16 protein-coding genes are annotated in these 18,211 nt (G+C 38.4%); 9 read left to right on the plus strand and 7 right to left on the minus strand.

What is annotated here, in order from left to right; all coding sequences use genetic code 11:
* Positions 1 to 129: 129 nt before the first annotated feature.
* The gene (locus LIS78_RS03005) at positions 130 to 660 is read right to left on the minus strand and encodes a tryptophan transporter (RefSeq protein WP_195781251.1); all 531 of its coding nucleotides are present in this window, start codon (positions 658 to 660) and stop codon (positions 130 to 132) included.
* 124 nt (positions 661 to 784) lie between these two features.
* The gene (serC, locus tag LIS78_RS03010) at positions 785 to 1,882 is read right to left on the minus strand and encodes a 3-phosphoserine/phosphohydroxythreonine transaminase (protein WP_043981712.1); all 1,098 of its coding nucleotides are present in this window, start codon (positions 1,880 to 1,882) and stop codon (positions 785 to 787) included.
* 241 nt (positions 1,883 to 2,123) lie between these two features.
* Between serC and LIS78_RS03015 the strand changes: the two genes are divergently transcribed.
* From LIS78_RS03015 to LIS78_RS03025, 3 genes are all read left to right on the plus strand, one after another.
* Positions 2,124 to 2,678, plus strand: a complete 555-nt coding sequence (locus tag LIS78_RS03015) for a PadR family transcriptional regulator (protein ID WP_025752934.1) — start codon at positions 2,124 to 2,126, stop codon at positions 2,676 to 2,678.
* A gap of 16 nt (positions 2,679 to 2,694) precedes the next feature.
* Positions 2,695 to 3,138 (plus strand): GNAT family N-acetyltransferase, encoded by a 444-nt coding sequence (locus LIS78_RS03020; protein ID WP_209150924.1) that lies wholly within the window; start codon positions 2,695 to 2,697, stop codon positions 3,136 to 3,138.
* 303 nt (positions 3,139 to 3,441) lie between these two features.
* The gene (locus LIS78_RS03025) at positions 3,442 to 5,337 is read left to right on the plus strand and encodes an acyltransferase family protein (RefSeq protein WP_209150925.1); all 1,896 of its coding nucleotides are present in this window, start codon (positions 3,442 to 3,444) and stop codon (positions 5,335 to 5,337) included.
* A gap of 102 nt (positions 5,338 to 5,439) precedes the next feature.
* Here the strand turns inward: LIS78_RS03025 and LIS78_RS03030 are convergent, their stop codons facing one another.
* Positions 5,440 to 5,874, minus strand: coding sequence for an HIT family protein (locus LIS78_RS03030; protein ID WP_252284623.1), 435 nt, complete (start codon positions 5,872 to 5,874; stop codon positions 5,440 to 5,442).
* Positions 5,875 to 6,565: 691 nt separating this feature from the next.
* On the opposite strand from LIS78_RS03030, the gene LIS78_RS03035 reads away from it, so the two are divergent.
* Positions 6,566 to 7,309, plus strand: a complete 744-nt coding sequence (locus tag LIS78_RS03035; protein WP_013055321.1) for an ABC transporter ATP-binding protein — start codon at positions 6,566 to 6,568, stop codon at positions 7,307 to 7,309.
* A complete protein-coding gene (locus tag LIS78_RS03040) occupies positions 7,302 to 8,507 on the plus strand; it encodes an ABC transporter permease (protein WP_252284624.1) in 1,206 nt (401 codons plus the stop codon). The genes LIS78_RS03035 and LIS78_RS03040 overlap by 8 nt, the downstream gene beginning before the upstream one ends.
* A 37-nt stretch (positions 8,508 to 8,544) precedes the next feature.
* Here LIS78_RS03040 and LIS78_RS03045 read toward each other — a convergent pair whose 3' ends face one another.
* Entirely contained in the window at positions 8,545 to 9,264 is a 720-nt protein-coding gene (locus LIS78_RS03045) for an EcsC family protein (RefSeq protein ID WP_195781246.1), read from the minus strand.
* Between the two features lie 113 nt (positions 9,265 to 9,377).
* Entirely contained in the window at positions 9,378 to 10,586 is a 1,209-nt protein-coding gene (locus LIS78_RS03050; protein ID WP_286676940.1) for a M20 family metallopeptidase, read from the minus strand.
* Positions 10,587 to 10,810: 224 nt separating this feature from the next.
* Between LIS78_RS03050 and LIS78_RS03055 the strand changes: the two genes are divergently transcribed.
* Positions 10,811 to 11,476 carry a phosphatase PAP2 family protein gene (locus LIS78_RS03055; protein ID WP_252284625.1) on the plus strand — a complete coding sequence of 222 codons (666 nt, stop codon included), beginning with the start codon at positions 10,811 to 10,813 and terminating at the stop codon, positions 11,474 to 11,476.
* A gap of 47 nt (positions 11,477 to 11,523) precedes the next feature.
* Here the strand turns inward: LIS78_RS03055 and LIS78_RS03060 are convergent, their stop codons facing one another.
* Positions 11,524 to 12,912: a hypothetical protein gene (locus tag LIS78_RS03060; RefSeq protein WP_209150928.1), complete on the minus strand. Its 1,389-nt coding sequence runs from the start codon at positions 12,910 to 12,912 to the stop codon at positions 11,524 to 11,526.
* 83 nt (positions 12,913 to 12,995) lie between these two features.
* Positions 12,996 to 13,502, minus strand: coding sequence for an antibiotic biosynthesis monooxygenase family protein (locus tag LIS78_RS03065; protein ID WP_209150929.1), 507 nt, complete (start codon positions 13,500 to 13,502; stop codon positions 12,996 to 12,998).
* A gap of 185 nt (positions 13,503 to 13,687) precedes the next feature.
* On the opposite strand from LIS78_RS03065, the gene LIS78_RS03070 reads away from it, so the two are divergent.
* From LIS78_RS03070 to hemH, 3 genes are all read left to right on the plus strand, one after another.
* Positions 13,688 to 15,817, plus strand: a complete 2,130-nt coding sequence (locus LIS78_RS03070; protein WP_252284626.1) for a transglycosylase domain-containing protein — start codon at positions 13,688 to 13,690, stop codon at positions 15,815 to 15,817.
* Positions 15,818 to 16,013: 196 nt separating this feature from the next.
* A complete protein-coding gene (gene hemE / locus LIS78_RS03075) occupies positions 16,014 to 17,057 on the plus strand; it encodes a uroporphyrinogen decarboxylase (protein WP_252284627.1) in 1,044 nt (347 codons plus the stop codon).
* Positions 17,058 to 17,154: 97 nt separating this feature from the next.
* On the plus strand, positions 17,155 to 18,087 hold the full coding sequence (gene hemH, locus LIS78_RS03080) for a ferrochelatase (protein WP_195781241.1): 933 nt from the start codon (positions 17,155 to 17,157) through the stop codon (positions 18,085 to 18,087).
* Positions 18,088 to 18,211: the final 124 nt, after the last annotated feature.

Genomic DNA, 18,211 nt, shown 5'->3' on the forward strand with positions numbered 1-18,211 from the left:
GCTGCCTCTAAAAGATCAGCAACATACTATAAATGAACCGTTTTATCTAAAGGTCCGCCACGCTTTGGTGGGCCTTAGCTTTTGGTGTAAAAAAAGAGCCTGATTCTTAATTAAATCAGGCTCTTGACGTTACGATAATTTTGCTTTGATGCTTGTGCGTTTTAGAACGGATTGAACAATTGGATAAATAACGACCATAACGATTGTATTCACTACTGTTGCAGGTAATACAACCGCAGCAACAAGTGCCATGACGCTGTTTCCGCCCGGTAAGCCGACGATTAGCGCGGCAGCTGACAAGAATACGGTTCCTGATACGAGTGTGCCAACAGCTGTTAAAGCAGCGGCCACTGGTGTTTTAATGCCTGTTGCTTTTTTCACAAGCATAAATAATGCAAAGAAAACAAATGCTGTAATTGGTTTATCAACTAAGTTTGCAATATGTCCTCCCGGGAAACTAGACGTTAAAGCAGAAATAAAAGCTGTTGTGAAGCTTACTAGTACTACATTTTTTACGCTAGGAAACAACAGGATTGCTAAAAACATCATTGTTAACATCATATCTGGCTTCATTCCAAATAAAATAGGAGGTACCACCGTGTGGAGAACCGCTCCAATTCCGACTAATAACGCTAAAGAAACTAAAACTTTTGTATTCATTTCTCATCTCTCCTCTTCTAAGCTAAGCTCGAAATATACCAATAGTGCGTCTATGCCCATTGCATATATTTACATACTGATTATAACATATTTATGTGAAAAAAGAATCAGTTAATTCTGCCAATTATGCGTTTGCCTGTGCAAATTCATCCATAAAGACGGCAAGAGCTTCACACGCTTCAAGCGGTACAGCATTGTAAATAGAAGCGCGGCATCCGCCGATTGAACGGTGTCCAGCTAATCCTACGAAGCCTTTTTCTTTTGCTTGCTGTAAAAACGCAGCGGTTAACTCATCGGTTGGTAAAGTAAACGTTACGTTCATAATTGATCGGCTTTCCTCTGTAGCGTGAGGGGTATAGAAACCATTTGAACGTTCCATGCTTGTATAGAGTAACTTAGCTTTTTTATGATTTTGGGCTTCAATTGCTTTAACGCCACCTTGTTCTTTAATCCAATCTAAAACAAGTGAAAGCATATAAATGCCAAACGTTGGAGGAGTGTTGTAAAGAGAATTGCTCTTTACGTGTGTCTCATAATTCAGCATTGTTGGTAAACCTTCAGGAATACGTTTAAGCAATTCTTTCTTCAAAATGACAACCGTGACACCAGATGGTCCGAGATTTTTCTGAGCACCAGCATAAATGAGTGAGAACTTAGATACATCAATTTGACGGCAAAGAATGTCGCTTGACATGTCGGCAATTAAGTCTACTCCTTCAATAGAAGGATAGTCAGCCCATTGTGTACCAAAAATGGTATTGTTAGACGTGATATGCAAGTACCCAATCTCTTCTTTTGGAAGCTTTACATCATCTAAAGCTGGAATAGAGCGGTAGTTCTCTTCTTTAGTAGAAGCAACAACTGCTGTTTTTCCAAGTTTCTTTGCTTCTTTTAATGCTTTTTCCGACCATGATCCGGTTAGTACATATGCACCGACTTGATCGGGAGCTAAAAAGTTCATTGGAATCATAGAGAATTGCAGGCTTGCTCCGCCCTGCAGGAATAAAATTTCATGTGTATCTGGAATATTAAGCAATTCCGTGAGTGTTTCTTTAGCATGTGTTAATACATCTTCAAACTCTTTGCTGCGATGTGATAATTCCATCACAGACATACCCGTATTTTTAAAATTAACTAGCTCCTCTTGAGCAAGTTGTAAGACAGGTAGGGGAAGCGCAGACGGACCTGCATTAAAATTATAAGCTCTGTTTAACGTAATCACATTAATTCCTCCTCAAATTAGTTCGAACACTCATCATACAAAATGGCTAATGACTGATGTCAGAAAGAATATCATTATACTATCATGAAAACCATTGATTGTGGAGGTAACTTTTCAAAAATTTAAATTAATCTGTAAAGAGAAAATAATAGAAAAAAGTATAAGCAAACATGTTTTGGCAAACATGTAAATGAAATGTTTATATGCTATACTGATGGAAGAAATAATGTGGAGGAACAGAATGAGAGTATTAAAATATGCAATATTAGGGCTCTTAGATCAGAAGGAGCTCAGCGGGTATGACATTACCAGACTTTTTAAAGAAGAGGTCGGTAATTTTTGGAGTGCTAAGCACAGCCAGATTTATCCCGAGTTAAAGCGATTAACAGAAGAGGGATTTATTCGCTATGAAACCGTGATTCAAGGCAAGAAATTAGAAAAAAAGATGTATTCGATAACGGAAGAAGGAAGGGCCGAGTTAAGCAAGTGGCTCACTACGATTGATCCTATTCCTGAAACAACTAAAGATGAATTTATGTTAAAAGCTTATTTTGCTTCATCCATGTCAATAGAAGAGTTAAAGCAACAAATAGATAATCAACTATCAAGCAGGAAAGTGAAGCTAACTTTTTTAAAGAAACGAATGGATGACCTTTTGGAACAAGTTAATCATCACATTACCGTTTCGTCTCCTCAATTTGGTCATTATTTGGTGCTTTCTCGCGCTCAAGACCGGGAGACAAGCTATATCAATTGGCTTGAACGTACGCTGAATTTAATTGAAAAAGAACAATAAGAAAAGGTGAGCGATCATGACTTGGTGCATAAAATTATTTCAAGAGCTGACAAACGATGAGCTTTATGAAATTCTACAGGTTCGCACCGCTATTTTTGTTGTCGAACAGAAGTGTGCTTACTTAGAAGTAGATGGAAAAGACAAACTTGCTTATCACTTGTTCAAAAAAGAGAATGAGAAAATTATTGCATACCTTAGAGTTTTACCAAAAGGAATTAGCTATCGGGAAGCTTCTCTTGGGCGCATTATTGTAAAACAAGCACAGCGCGGTACAGGTCTCGGAAGAGAACTAGTAGCAAGAGGAATTAATTTTCTAGAGAATGAGTTGCACGAGAAGACAATTAAAATTCAAGCTCAAAGCAGGCTTCAAACATTTTATGAATCGTTTGGTTTTAGACCTATTTCCGATATTTATTCAGATGAAGGGCTTCCCCACGTAGATATGCTAAAGACACCTTAGAAACTTCACCAATTGTGTGAAGTTTTTCTATTTCTGAAACGGGTAAGGTGAAAGAAAGATGTTACGCTTTAGTACTGCGCAGATAGAATCGATATGACTACTACTAAATTAGTAATTTATGAATAAGATAGGTAATGAATTTGTTTCTTTTTACTTATTCTTTGATTTTAAGTAAGTGATATATTGAAGAAAGTAATAATATTGTATATAATGATTTTTGTAACAAAAATGTAACAATTACGTAATATTATTAATATTGATTCAGAAAGAAATTTGTTGTACATATTGCTTGGAGGCATTTTTATGAGTGCAAAGGAAAAGAAAAATAGGTATATATATAGTTTGGATGGACTTCGAGCTTTCGCTGTTATGTCTGTCATTGCATATCACTTAGGATTTGGATGGGCATCTGGAGGATTTCTAGGAGTTGACGTTTTCTTTGTATTGTCAGGGTATTTAATTACCTCGATTTTACTGGTGCAATCTTGGGAAAATCCTTTGAAAAATTTGAAGCATTTTTGGATCAGCCGAACGAGAAGACTTCTTCCAGCTGTGTATGTGATGGTAGTATTAACTGCAGCGTGGGTTATTTTATTTAACCGGCCATTGTTAACAACGCTACGAGGCGATGCATTATCGTCTATTTTTTATATGAGTAACTGGTGGTTTATTTTTCATAAAGTTTCATATTTTGATAGTTTTGGATCACCGTCACCATTAAAGAACTTATGGTCACTTGCTATTGAAGAGCAGTTTTATATTGTGTGGCCACTTGTTTTATTGTTGGGTTTAAAGTTTATCAAAAAGAGAGGAATTCTTTCTCTATTCATTTTAGCTGGAGTAATGGCCTCAGCTATTCTAATGTCTTTTTTATATGAGCCAGGAGGAGATCCTAGCCGCATTTATTATGGAACCGATACTCGGCTGTTTGCCCTTTTAATCGGATGTTTACTTGCATTTGTCTGGCCGATGTATCGTTTATCATCAAAAAACCTTCCAGCCGTAGGCAAGCAAGTATTAAACGCGGTAAGTATGGTGAGTTTCTTTGTATTTATTCTCTGCGTATGGAGCGTTGATGAGTATACTCATGCATCTTTTCTTTATCAAGGTGGAATGCTGCTGATTTGTTTAAACGCTGCTGTACTGGTTGCAACGATTAGTCATCCTAGTAGTTTTTTAGGAAAAGCTTTGTCGTTTAAACCGCTTCGCTGGCTTGGCACTAGATCATACGGTATCTATTTGTGGCATTATCCGGTTATTGTTCTTACAACACCTGTATCCGAGATTGGCCGCCCGGTCTATTGGCATGCGCTGTTACAAGTAGGGCTTACATTTATCATTGCTGAACTTTCGTACCGTTACATCGAAGTGCCTATCCGCACACGCGGCTTTCGCTATTATTTCCGGCACTATCACCCGAGAGAGCTTTTTAAATGGCGTAATCTCTCTCGTTCGAGACAAGCGGTTTTGGGCAGTCTCATTTTCTTTTTGGCGTTGTTTACAGCGGATATGACAAGCTTTGCTATTAGTAAGCAACAAAAGGATGAAACGGCAGCAAAAGAGACAGAGGTTAAAATTCAAACGAATCATAAAGAAAATGCTTCAACTTCTGTCAAAGACAAGAACAAAGCGGAAGACAAAAAAGCAGAGAACGCGGAAAAGACTTCCGGGGAAGAAAAATCTGATGCAAAAGAAAAACAGCAGCCGAATTCTTACAGAGATGTTCTTGCGATTGGAGACTCGGTCATGCTGGATATTGCTCCTAATCTTAAAGAGATGCCGCTTAGTATTACGATTGACGGAAAAGTAGGAAGGCAGCTCAATGAAGCACTGCAGCTAACTCCTAGCTATCAAGCATTTAATAATCCGAACAGCGCAGTGATTATTGAGTTAGGAACAAACGGCTATTTTACAAATGAAGAACTTGAACAACTGTTAAAAGCTTTTTCACACGCGGACGTTTACTTAGTGAATACGCGCGTTCCTCGTTCCTGGGAAAGCACGGTGAACAAGAACTTGAAAGCTGCCTCTGAAAAGTTTGATAACGTCACGCTCGTAGATTGGTACTCAGAGGCTTCTAAGCACCCTGAATACTTTACATCAGACGGTGTCCATTTGGTACCTGAAGGATCAAGAGCATTAACAAAATTGATTGAAGAGCGTATGAATTTAGAAGTTAAGGTGGAAAGTCGTTCATAATAAGTGAAAAGCCGCACTATGTTTTATATCACAAACTGATTAAACATGTGTCAAATGAATAGATAAAACAAAAAAAGCTTACATGTGTAAGCTTTTTCTGTTTCAAGAAAGGCGAGAAGAAATATTACCAGCGATTTCTTGAAGTTTTTGAGGCGTGTATTCGCTTGTATGCTCTTTCCATACAGCACCGAATCCATCGCCTTCCCCGTAGCGAGGAATAATGTGCATATGATAATGAAACACGGATTGACCAGCTTTTTCACCGTTATTATTTAAGATGTTTAAGCCGATTGGGCTGTACGTTTCTTTAATTGCATTAGCGATTTGAGGAACCACTTCAAATAAATTGCGCGCAATTTCCGGCGTTAGTTCGTGAATGTCTTTTTTATGTACTTTTGGAATCACAAGTGTATGACCCTTTGTTACTTGACTAATGTCTAAAAAAGCTAATACATGTTCATTTTCAAATACTTTTGCACCTGGAATTTCACCGCGAATAATTTTGCAAAAAATACAGTTTTCATCATGTGTGCTCATTATGTTCACCTTCCGTTACCAATATAAATGTATGGGTATACATGTACGTTTATTTTACCACAAAGTAGAAATGCAATCAGCAGGCAAGAAATAGCTACTGGCATTTTATATACAAAAACGGGATGCAAACGATTATGCATCCCGTCATGTGAAGAAGGAAAAAATAGCTTTTAATGCAGCATATGATCTTTAAGGAACACCTCATTTACGTAATTGCGTTGCCTAATGAAACAGTAACTTGAAAAAGTATATTCTCTTTAACAAACACCTCATTTAAGCATTGAGCTAAAAAAATATACAATGTGAACGAAATCGTTCATGGTCTTTGACAAACACCTCATTTACACAGTAATAAATGAACATTATTGTCTACCCATTATATAGATTCTTACTACGTTCATGACTACCATCCCCTTATGAATCAAACATACATCGATTTACAATAAGGTTTTCTGAAATATGCCTGCTGTAGACACCTCATCCCAAATGTAAGAAGCTTTGTAATGATTAGTTGTAATCAATAACTTGTTTTCCTTCTTCCCTATATAGAATGTCCCGATATTTCGATTATATTCTGGAAAAATTAACCGAAAAAAATTGAAAACGATGTGAGGAAGAAAAAGATTTGGTACAATAGAGCAAATAGCGCTTGCGCTTGTAGACAAAAAAGAACAAATAAAAGGAGATCGTGATGGGTTCTTTATTGCAAATTAACAATATTACAGGGGGATATACAAAAACTCCCGTCTTAAAAGATGTATCGTTTGATGTAAATGCAGGTGAATTAGTTGGGTTAATCGGCTTAAACGGAGCCGGCAAAAGTACAACGATTAAACATATCATTGGATTAATGGAAGCAAAAAAAGGAAGTGTATCCATTAATAATAAAACCTTTCAACAAGACCCAACAGGTTATCGAAGTCAGTTTACGTTTATTCCAGAAACTCCTGTGCTATACGATGAATTAACATTAAAAGAACATTTAGATATGACAGCTATGGCTTATGGACTTGAGCCTCAAACATATGAAGCCCGTTTGCAGCCGCTTTTAAAAGAATTTCGTTTAGACCGGAAGTTAAAATGGTTCCCTGCGCATTTTTCAAAAGGAATGAAGCAGAAGGTTATGATTATGTGCGCTTTTTTGGTTCAGCCGTCTCTTTATATTATTGATGAACCTTTTTTAGGTTTAGACCCGCTTGGTATTCAATCTTTACTTGATTTGATGACAGATATGAAAAAGCAAGGTGCAGGCATTTTAATGTCCACACACATTTTGGCGACCGCGGAACGCTACTGTGATAAATTTGTTATTTTACATAACGGAGAAGTAAGAGCGCAAGGAACGCTTAAAGACCTTCAAGAAGAATTTCAGATGCGCAATGCTACTCTTGATGAAATTTATATTGAATTAACAAAGGAAGAAGGCTATGAGTAAGATTGATGCATTATGGAAGCAACGATTTCAGCAGTATTTAGTGGATGTAAGAAGATATACAAAATATATCTTAAATGACCACATTAAATTAGTGTTAATTTTTGCGATTGGCGGTTTGGCCTACTATTATCAACAGTGGTTGAGTACATTAACACCTGCGTTTCCTTCGGCTGTAGTGATTGCGATACTTATGGGATTGATTTTAACCATGGGTCAAATTCAAACGTTTTTAAAACGACCTGATTTAGTCTTTTTACTTCCTTTGGAGACGAAGCTGCAGCCTTATTTTAAAAAATCTTTTTGGTTTACCTTTACGATTCAGCTTTATATTTTATTATTTGCAACTGGTGCAGCAGCGCCTCTTCATGTAAAAGTAATGCATGATTCTTACTCAAACGTTTTTGTGTTTTTTCTGCTATTACTCATCTTGAAAGTTGTAAACTTAGGCATGTCTTGGTGGGCCGTATGGTTTGAAGAAAAGTGGGCGAAGTGGACAGATTATATCGTCAGGTTTTTCTTGAACGCGGTTTTTACGTATTTCTTATTTTCGCATGCATACGTATTCTTTACAGGAGTCGTAGCGGTGATTATGATTGCGCTAGCCATTTATTATCGCTCCCTTACAAAAAGAAAGCCGATTAAATGGGAAAAGCTAATTGACTTAGAAGAAAAGCGCATGGGCTATTTTTATCGATTAGCTAATTTATTTACGGACGTTCCTCAGGTAAAAGAGCGAATCAAACGCCGTAGATATTTAGATTGGCTATTAACACGTATTCCATTTCGTCAAAGTGCCACTTACCATTACTTGTACACCAGAACATTTTTGCGATCAGGAGATTATTTAAGTTTGCTCGTTCGCTTAACTGTCATTGGCGGATTTTTAATTGTAGCTGCGCCGTTTCAATATGGCAATGTAGTGGTTGTTTTATTTGTTGTATACATGACGGGTTTTCAATTACTCCCGCTTTGGAAGCAGCACAAACAGATTTTATGGCTTTCTCTTTATCCGGTTGAAGCTAAAGAACGAAAAAAGGCATTTTTGGATGTATGGAAGAAAGCGCTGTATGTACAAATTCTTGTCCTCGCCATAGTGGTGGCTTTTTCTAATATAGTTGCTGCACTGCTTTCCGTGGCAGCAGGTGCTATATTTATTCACTTATTTGTAAATGCTTATGTAAATAAAAAATTAACGTAAAAAAAGCTCCGAATGGAGCTTTTTTTACGTTTTTAGACTACTTTTGAGACGAAGATAATATCCGAAAGCGATAGACGTTCATCGCTACTTTTGTGAGATGATCAAGAAGCTGATAATTAGCATATGCACCTACAACAGCTCCGATTCCCGGCATCAGCTGAAACATTTTCACAACATCAATGTAATCGCGATATTCTTGTTGAAAAGCTTTCCAATCAAGCTCAAGAAGTTCCTCTTTCTTTTCCTCCCAGCTTTCTACTACTTCGAGCAGCTTAGTTCTATGGTCGTCGCTGCAAAAGGCAAGATGAAAAATATACAGCATATAAATGCGTTCTTCTTTTTCTTTTACATCAAAACCATACGTAGCGGCAATGTCAAATAAGCACTTCATTTTTATGGAAAGAAGAAGCGGGAAATCTGCTGCACCTAAAAGGAGACCGCCTGCACCAGTACCAGCTCCTTCTACAGCAGCAGTTTTTTTGTACTTAGGTATGAGCTCCAAAATTCTTTTCTCTTTTTCTTCAAACGAAAGACCGCTAACATCTCTTTTTTTAGTGGTGAAATCGGATCCAACAAGCGTGGTTTCAACCATTTTTTTTATGCTTTCAGTCATAATCTTATGGACTTTAGCAGGGATTTTTTCATTTATTTTAAGCTGTAAAGATTTTGCGGTCCGTTGAAATTTAGAAGGTCGTTTCAACATGCTGAATTTCCAATGTTCAGCTTCTTGTAACACTTTTTCTTCATACGTATTCACAAAAGTCACCTCATTTCAGTCGATATAAATACTACGTTTTAAGTGAGAAAAAGGTTCCTAAAATAAAACAACAAGCACTCGTCTGCTTATCCGTACGAATGCTTGCTGAATGATTAATTAGCTTTTATTACGTTTTTAGAATGAGCTTGTTCTCTTAAATACTCAACAGCAGCCGTACCAAGCGTTTTAGCTGCGATAAGCATTGCTTTTTCGTTAAAATCAAATTTAGGATGATGATGAGGATAAGGAGCATCTACACCTTCTGGCTGAGCTCCTGTAAAAAAGAACGTTCCTTTAATATGCTGCAAATAATAAGAGAAATCTTCCCCAGTCATGTGAGGCTCCGTTTCTTCGACTGTATGAACTTCATTGATTTGAGAAGCAGCAGAAGCAAGAAAGGCCGTTTCTTCCGGGTGGTTTACGACGGAAGGATAGCCGCGCGTATAACTCAGTTCATAAGAAGCATCAGCTGTTAAGCATGTACCTTGGACAATTCGTTCGATTTCTTTTTCGACATCATTTCGTACATCTTCATTAAATGTTCTTACCGTTCCAATTAGTCGAGCAGAATCAGCAATAATATTAAATGCATTTTCCGCTACAAAAGAACCTATGCTCACAACCGCTGAATCAATTGGGTTTACACGTCTGCTTACAATTTGCTGTAAATTAACAACAAGCTGAGAGGCGATGACGATTGAATCTTTTGTTTTGTGGGGCTGTGCACCGTGTCCGCCTGCTCCTTTGATCGTAATTTCAAAGCGATCAGCAGCAGCCATAATAGGGCCCGTTCGATATTGAACCACACCAGTCGGAGTTAATGACCATAAATGCGTTCCGAATATCGCTTCCACACCGTCTAAGCATCCGTCTTCAATCATGGACTTGGCGCCTCCGGGAGCGTACTCTTCGGCGTGCTGATGAATGAAGACGATTTTACCAGGGAGAGAATCTCTTATTTCAAAAAGCGCTTTAGCAAGGACTAAAAGAGTAGCCGTATGACCATCGTGACCACACGCATGCATCACGCCCGGAACAGTTGATTGATATGGTACATCTTTTTCATCTTGAATAGGAAGGGCATCAAAGTCGGCTCTCAAAGCTACAGTAGGACCAGGGTTTCCTCCTTGAATGCTTGCTACAATGCCGTTTCCTCCTACATTTGCTCGGTAAGAAATACCGATTTTGTCATAAAAAGACCGAATGTAGGCAGCGGTTTGAAATTCTTTAAAAGACGGTTCTGGATACTGATGCAGATATCGGCGGATTTGAACCATTTCATCAAATTTTTCTTCAAGTAAAGTATGTAGCTTGGAATTCACATGACCATATCCTTTCTGTATAAGTTGAATAAAGTTTTGAATTTTTTGACATTTTAATCATTATATCATTATCTATAAAAAAGAAAAGAATGTAAGCGTTGTTATTGAAAAAAGTAATTGAATCATGAAATACTTTATATACATAATAGATACATAAGATGAGAAATAGGGATAAAGAATGAGTTTTTTACCAATTTCCTCATGAGATAATAGGAGGTAACTATATGGTAGATTCACAAACTGTATCCCTGTACAAAAAATTGATGTGGGCGTTTGGGATTGCGGGTCTCGTTTTTTTAGGAGTGTTGTTCGCCGTGTCGACGAATTCTTTTGAAGGAGATCACTGGCTTGTGTCAGCTATAGATGGTAATACCATTCTTCAGTCAGCGTCATCTGTTTTTCATGGCCTTTCTTTTTTAGCTTCAAAAGTGATGATTATGGTTCTTTTAGCTGTACTTCTCGTTTTTTTATTTTTCAAAAAGGACTATATCGGCATGATATCGGCATTTTTACTTATTTTAAGTGGTGATATTATTAATAAAGCAGTTAAAGATGCGGTAGAACGAGGACGTCCTCTTGAAGGCATCGAAGGCTACAGTTTTCCAAGCGGTCATGCGATGATGGGAATTCTTATCTACGGTCTGATTATCTTTTTTCTAACAAAGCATATGAACAGTCAAAAGGTAGCCAAGTGGTATCAGTTTGCAATTACTTTAATCGTTTTATTAATAGGTGTGAGCCGTATTCTATTAAGAGAACACTTTTTAACAGATGTCTTAGCTGGCTACAGCTTAGGGCTTATGTGGCTTATTGTAGGCATTTTCTTCTATACGCTTGTTTATGCGTATGTAAGGCCGTCAGCGGAAAAAGAGTTTCCAAAAGGCATGTAAAAAATATATACATATGGCCCCCTTCATAAAAAGAAGGGGGCTTTTGTTTAAACTAAGAACATCGCGACAATCGTTGTAACGACTAATCCAATCGCTACAGGTTTTAAATTACGTCTGGCGAGTTCAAACGGACTGACTCCGCAAATTGCAGCAGCTGGAATCAACGCCCATGGAATCAACGTGCCTCCCCCAACCCAAATCGCAGCAATTTGCCCTAAAGCAGTTAGGGTGGCAGCGCCCGATCCTAAAGCAGATGCAAATAAATGAGAGACAGAGCCTACAAGTGAAATGCCTGAAAAGCCTGAACCGTCTAATCCGGTAATAGCTCCTAGAGCAGTTATCGTTACAGTAGCGATCTGTGCGGTTAACGGCACAGTGGAAGCAAGCGCAACGCCTAGATCATTTACAAGTCCATGTGATCCTTTCGGAAGAAAGTCACCAATGATTGTTGTGAATCCAGCATCTCCTAAGTAGAAAAAAGCTGCAATCGGAATAACGGGACCGAATACTTTAAAACCAAACTGCAAGCCTTCAATCAAGTAGGAAGTTGTTTGTTCAAGACCTTTTCCTTTATGAGCAATAAGTGAAACTACCACTAAAATAAACAAAGCCGTGCCTCCAACGAGAGCAGTCGCATCTCCTCCCTGTAAATGAAGGGCGAACATTGCCCATACGTCTATAGCAAAGAAAAGGGGAACTATAATGGCTAAAGCCCGGCGTATTGAAGAAGAAAGAGGTGTGGATTGGACAGAAGAACTGCTTGTTAAAATTGTCGGTTGAACGTGAATTCTATTGTGCTTCATATCTTGTTTTAAAAAGTAAAAAGCAGAGAGTGTCGTAACAACTCCCATCACAATGACCAGAGGGACACTTGCTTGAACCACCTCGTGAACCGGAAGACCTGCTGCGTCAGCTGTTATCTTAGGAGCAGCTTGAATAACAAAGTCTCCTGAAAGCGCAACGCCGTGGCCGAATAAATTCATCGCTACAGCTACGCCTATAGCTGGAAGCCCTACGCGGATGGCCACTGGTAAAAGCACGGCTCCAAGTAAAGCAACGGCTGGAGAAGGCCAGAAAAAATAGGAGATGGTCATCATAACTAATCCAATAACCCAATAGGCAAGAGCAGGTGTTTTAATGAGGCGAGCAAAAGGTGAAATCATCGATTCATTTATTCCTGTAGCCATTAAGACTTTACTCATGGATACAATAATTGAAATAATTAAAATGGTAGGAAGCAGTTCTGTAATGGCATAAATGAAGCTGGAAAAAACAGCGCTGACGGAGTGGCTTAACGAAGAGGTAGCCGTTAAGGAAAGCAAAAAAATCCCGAGTATACAAAGGATACTTGTATCTCGCCGCATAACCATAAAGCCGATAATGAAGACGATAAAAAGGACATACATCCAATGAAGAGCTCCAAGCTCTATGCCCATAAAAATTCCTCCCAATAGGTGATGTAGTATACAATATGACATTTGCGCCTATTGTGATACTCGCCTACTAGGAGGATGTTTGCTTATTTAACTACGTGGTATGAGGTCACATAAGAAGGGCGAGAGAAAATCGACGGTTGCTGATCCACGCCTTCTGACGTACCGCGTTTTTTGTGTGCTTCATCATAGGCTTTTGAAGACTGCCAATCGCTAAATGAACTTTCATCTTTCCACCCTGTAAAGATAATGTATGTGTCATTTTGCAGTGGACGAAGCACACGAATAGCTGAGAAGCCCGGTTCACTTTCAATTAAACGAGCTCGTTGGCTAAATCGCTGTTCAAACAAAGGGCGGCCTTCATCTGTAACTGAAATATTATTTAGTACAGCAAATCCGCTATCTGCAAGATCTCCAGAAGCATCTAATACTTCATAAGCATGTCCTTCTTTAAAAATTGTATCTCCATCTGTTTCGTGAACTAGTGCAAATTGATCGTCATCTTTGTGAAGCAGTAATAAACGTTCGCTTGGATGTTCGTCGATCAACTTCTGAAGGTAAGGGCCTGTTCCGTAAGTAATAAATATCTTCATGGATTATACTTCCTTTCTAATTGGGAATTGCATACAATTTACAATTGTAAATCATACTAAAATTATAAAATTTTACACACAAAAATTCAAAAATTGTGAACTTCTAATGAAGATGGTAAAGTAAAACATTGATGAAGTTGTTTTCTATATTATCAAAAATTTAGCGAAAGAAAAGGGGTGGCATGATGTACAAAAAAGGCTTATACGCAATTGCTGCCTTAGTTGGAATTTTTCTATTAGGATTGATTGGATATATTATCATCTTGTTTCTTGGAAACTATGTAATTGATGAGAAAAAGATCGTCATGGACTCGGCTACGAGATTAGTGGACGAAAATGGAGACGAATTAACAAAGCTCTATGTGAAAAATCGGGACTTGGTTTCAATTGACAAGATTCCAAAGCATGTGCAACAAGCATTTATTTCAATTGAAGACGTTCGTTTTTATGAACACCACGGAATCGATTTTAAATCTATTGGTCGAGCATTATACCGAGATATATTGGCTGGAGGAAGTGTTGAAGGAGGAAGTACTTTAACACAGCAGCTGGCTAAAAATGTGTTTTTATCTAATGATAAAACACTGCTTAGAAAAACAAAAGAAGTAGTGGTGGCCATTAACTTGGAGCAGCGTTACAGTAAGCAAAAACTGCTTGAAATGTATTTGAACCAAATATACTTTGGACATGGAGCCTATGGAATCCAAGCTGCATCCAAGCTTTACTTCAATAAAGATGTCTCCGAATTAACGGTAGAAGAAGGTGCACTGCTCGCTGCACTGCCAAAAGCACCGAATTCTTATTCTCCTATTTTACATCCAGAAAAAAGTATAGAACGTAGAAATGTTGTGTTAAATGCCATGCAAAAAGCAGGTTATTTATCAGCTGAAAAAAATGTCCGTTTGCAAGGAAGAACGCTGGGGTTGAACGTAAAGGAACAGGCTAAAAACCCAGCGTATTTAACCTATATCGATATGGTTATTCAAGAAGCAGAGAAGAAATACAGCCTTTCGAGCAATGAGCTTCTGCGCGGCGGTTATACGGTCAAAGTACCTATGAGTACAAAAGTACAAGAAGCCGCCTACGAGCTGATGAAAGAAAATCGTTATTTTCCAGGTACAGATAACAGTGCCCAAGGTGCTTTTGTATTAGTCGATAACAAAAGCGGAGGAGTTTTATCTGTTATGGGAGGACGAGATTATGTACAAAAATCGCTCAATCGCGTAAATGTCAAAAGACAGACAGGTTCTACGATGAAACCTATTGCGGTATATGGCCCTGCGTTAGAAGAAGGTCAATTCAAGCCTTATTCTTTGCTGCAAGACAAGCTTAGAAGCTACGGGGGATACGCACCTAAAAATGTAGACGGCCAATATGCTAAAAAGGTAACGATGTACGATGCCCTAAAAGATTCTAAAAACGCAGCTGCTGTCTGGACATTGAATCAGCTAGGAGTTGAAACAAGTAAACAGTATCTCACAAAGCTAGGAATTCCTTTAGAAGATAAAGGGCTTGCGATTGCTCTTGGAGGATTAAAGGAAGGAATTACACCGCTTCAATTAGCAGGAGCGTACCGGGCATTTGCTGAAAACGGAGAAAACATCCAACCGTACTTTATTCAAGAAATAAAAGATCAAGACGGAAAAGTGATTGCAAAAGCTGTTCCCGACACTCACAAAGCATTTTCAAAACAGACGGCTTGGTATATGACAAAAATGCTTCAAGGAGTTGTTAAAGAAGGAACGGCAAAAAATGGAGAGTTTAAAGGAGAGTTAGCAGGAAAAACAGGGTCTACTTCGTATACGAATGTTAAAGGAGCCACAAGGGATGCTTGGTTCGTTGGATATACGCCAGATGTTGTAGGAAGCGTGTGGATGGGATATGATTCTACAAATGACCAGCATTATTTAACAAAAGGAAGTTCTTATCCGACTCTATTGTTTAAAGACATTCTCACAAGAGCTGGTTACGACGAAGCTGCATTTCAAAAACCAGCAGGCGTTAAAGATCTGCCAAAACCAATACGCTTAGAGCAAGTTAAAGACTTAAAACAAGAATTAACATTCCATCCATTTGGTTTGCTAACGGTAAATTTATCGTGGACACCTTCACCTGATAAAAGAGCTGTTTATTATGTTTATGAGAAAAAAGGAGATAAAGCCGAAGTAATTGGCAAAGTGAAGGGAAAAGGAGCATTTGAAAAAGAGCGTGTGAATCTGCTCGACAGTCCTACTTATTATGTAGTTCCTTACAATTCCCAAACAAAACAAAAAGGAAAAAAATCCAATGAAGTAACACCTGCTCTTTTTCAATAAAAAAAGGGAGAGTAGGGCGAATTTTTGACATTTTTAGCAGGTGGCTATACAAGTCGTAAAGAAATGGGTATAGTGACAAGTAGAGAATATAACGTGAAACTTTAATCAGTAGAGGAACCGGTATGTTCCTTTGCTGATTATTGTCTGTCTAATCGAAGAAAATACGGATGGAAGACAATCGAGAAAGGTGGAAATTATGAGTCAAGGAACGTTTAACGATACTTTTTTAAAAGCCTGTAGAGGGGAAAAAACGGATCATGTTCCGGTTTGGTATATGCGCCAAGCAGGGCGTTCGCAGCCGGAATACCGAAAGCTAAAAGAGAAGTACTCTTTATTTGAAATCACTCATCAGCCGGAGCTTGGAGCATACGTAACACGCCTGCCCGTTGAACAGTACGGAGTGGATGCAGCTATTTTATATAAAGATATAATGTCACCGCTTCCTTCAATTGGAGTGGATGTTGAAATCAAGTCAGGAATTGGTCCCGTAATTTCTAATCCAATTCAATCTTTAAGCGATGTAGAAAAACTAGGAGAAATTACGCCGGAAGAAGATGTTCCGTATGTATTAGATACGATTAAGCTGTTAACAACAGAACAGTTAAACGTACCTCTAATTGGCTTTGCGGGTGCTCCTTTTACAGTGGCAAGCTATATGATTGAAGGAGGACCTTCAAAAAATTACAATAAAACAAAAGCATTTATGTATACGGAACCTAAAGCATGGTTTGCACTAATGGATAAGTTAGCAGATATGACGATTACATATGTAAAAGCGCAAATTGACGCTGGGGCAAAAGCCATTCAAATCTTTGATTCATGGGTGGGTGCTTTAAATGTAGCGGATTATCGTTACTTTATAAAACCTGTTATGGAGCGAATTTTCACCTCTTTGCGTGAAAAAAATGTACCGCTCATTATGTTTGGAGTAGGAGCAAGTCATTTGGCAAAAGAATGGCATGATCTTCCGCTGGATGTAGTGGGATTAGATTGGCGAACGCAGCTGGATGAAGCACGTGCATTAGGCTTAACAAAAACACTGCAAGGAAACTTAGATCCTGCTATTTTGTTAGCTCCATGGGCAGTTATTGAAGAACGTGTAACAGAAATATTAGATAAAGGGATGGCCAGTCCTGGTTACGTCTTTAACTTAGGGCACGGCGTTTTTCCACAGGTTCAGCCGGAAACGTTGAAGCGTTTAACAACCTTTATTCATGAATATTCTGCAAATAGACAATAAATTGTCAAATAATTTGGAGCGCTAAACTTTGAATTTTTCTTTTTATTCATGGCAAAATGAAGACAAGTATTGAATCTAACAAAGAGGTGTCGAACACATGAGTAAAAAAGTAATGGGATTACTTGTAATGGCATATGGAACGCCATATAAAGAAGAAGATATTGAACGTTACTATACACATATCCGCCGCGGACGTAAACCTTCACCGGAAGCCTTAGAAGATTTACAAAACCGCTACGAAGCAATCGGGGGCATTTCACCTCTTGCAAAAATTACGCAACAGCAAATGGAAAGTCTGGAAAAGCGCTTGAATGAAGTGCAGAATGAAATTGAATTTAAAGCGTATCTTGGCTTAAAGCATATTGAACCATTTGTTGAAGATGCAGTAGAAGCAATGCATAAAGACGGAATTAAAGAAGCGGTCAGCATTGTGCTTGCACCTCACTTTTCAACGTTTAGCGTAAAATCCTATAATGGGCGCGCCAAAGAAACGGCTGAAAAATTAGGAGGACCAATCATTCATTCTGTAGAAAGCTGGTACAGTGAGCCAAAGTTCATTCAGTACTGGGCTACACGTGTTAAACAAACGTTTGATTTAATAGACGAAGAGAAACGCCAAAAAGCCGTGTTGATTGTTTCTGCGCATAGCTTGCCAGAAAAAATTATTGCAGCAGGAGATCCATATCCAAATCAGCTTCAAGAAACAGCGGATTTAATTGCACAAGCAGCTGGTATTGAACATTACGAAATTGGCTGGCAAAGTGCTGGAAATACGCCTGAGCCATGGATAGGTCCTGATGTCCAAGATTTAACAAGAAAATTGCATGAAGAAAAAGGCTATACTTCGTTCGTCTATACCCCGGTTGGATTTATCGCAGACCACTTAGAAGTACTTTATGATAACGACTACGAATGCAAAGTGGTGACAGATGAAATTGGGGCTGATTATTACCGCCCTGAAATGCCGAATGCACAGCCTGAATTTATCGATGGGTTAGCTACAGTTGTGTTAAAACGAATTGCCCGTTAAGTCAATATAGATTCTTTGTACGTTGAACAGGGACGAAAAGTAACTTATAATCAATATAAAGAAAAGTAAGAAGCGAGCTATGGATTTCCATAATCGCTTCTCTTTATATTGAATTTTACAGAAA

The sequence above is a fragment of the Priestia megaterium genome, assembly GCF_023824195.1.
Classification (GTDB): Bacteria; Bacillota; Bacilli; order Bacillales; family Bacillaceae_H; genus Priestia; species Priestia megaterium_D.

What these genes read in the sequence shown, in the direction of transcription:
- LIS78_RS03005 (WP_195781251.1), bottom strand. Translation starts at nt 660, where the DNA reads ATGAATACAAAAGTTTTAGTTTCTTTAGCGTTATTAGTCGGAATTGGA.
- LIS78_RS03015 (WP_025752934.1), top strand. Translation starts at nt 2,124, where the DNA reads ATGAGAGTATTAAAATATGCAATATTAGGGCTCTTAGATCAGAAGGAG.
- LIS78_RS03020 (WP_209150924.1), top strand. Translation starts at nt 2,695, where the DNA reads ATGACTTGGTGCATAAAATTATTTCAAGAGCTGACAAACGATGAGCTT.
- LIS78_RS03025 (WP_209150925.1), top strand. Translation starts at nt 3,442, where the DNA reads ATGAGTGCAAAGGAAAAGAAAAATAGGTATATATATAGTTTGGATGGA.
- LIS78_RS03030 (WP_252284623.1), bottom strand. Translation starts at nt 5,874, where the DNA reads ATGAGCACACATGATGAAAACTGTATTTTTTGCAAAATTATTCGCGGT.
- LIS78_RS03035 (WP_013055321.1), top strand. Translation starts at nt 6,566, where the DNA reads ATGGGTTCTTTATTGCAAATTAACAATATTACAGGGGGATATACAAAA.
- LIS78_RS03040 (WP_252284624.1), top strand. Translation starts at nt 7,302, where the DNA reads ATGAGTAAGATTGATGCATTATGGAAGCAACGATTTCAGCAGTATTTA.
- LIS78_RS03055 (WP_252284625.1), top strand. Translation starts at nt 10,811, where the DNA reads ATGGTAGATTCACAAACTGTATCCCTGTACAAAAAATTGATGTGGGCG.
- LIS78_RS03060 (WP_209150928.1), bottom strand. Translation starts at nt 12,912, where the DNA reads ATGGGCATAGAGCTTGGAGCTCTTCATTGGATGTATGTCCTTTTTATC.
- LIS78_RS03065 (WP_209150929.1), bottom strand. Translation starts at nt 13,502, where the DNA reads ATGAAGATATTTATTACTTACGGAACAGGCCCTTACCTTCAGAAGTTG.
- LIS78_RS03070 (WP_252284626.1), top strand. Translation starts at nt 13,688, where the DNA reads ATGTACAAAAAAGGCTTATACGCAATTGCTGCCTTAGTTGGAATTTTT.
- hemE (WP_252284627.1), top strand. Translation starts at nt 16,014, where the DNA reads ATGAGTCAAGGAACGTTTAACGATACTTTTTTAAAAGCCTGTAGAGGG.
- hemH (WP_195781241.1), top strand. Translation starts at nt 17,155, where the DNA reads ATGAGTAAAAAAGTAATGGGATTACTTGTAATGGCATATGGAACGCCA.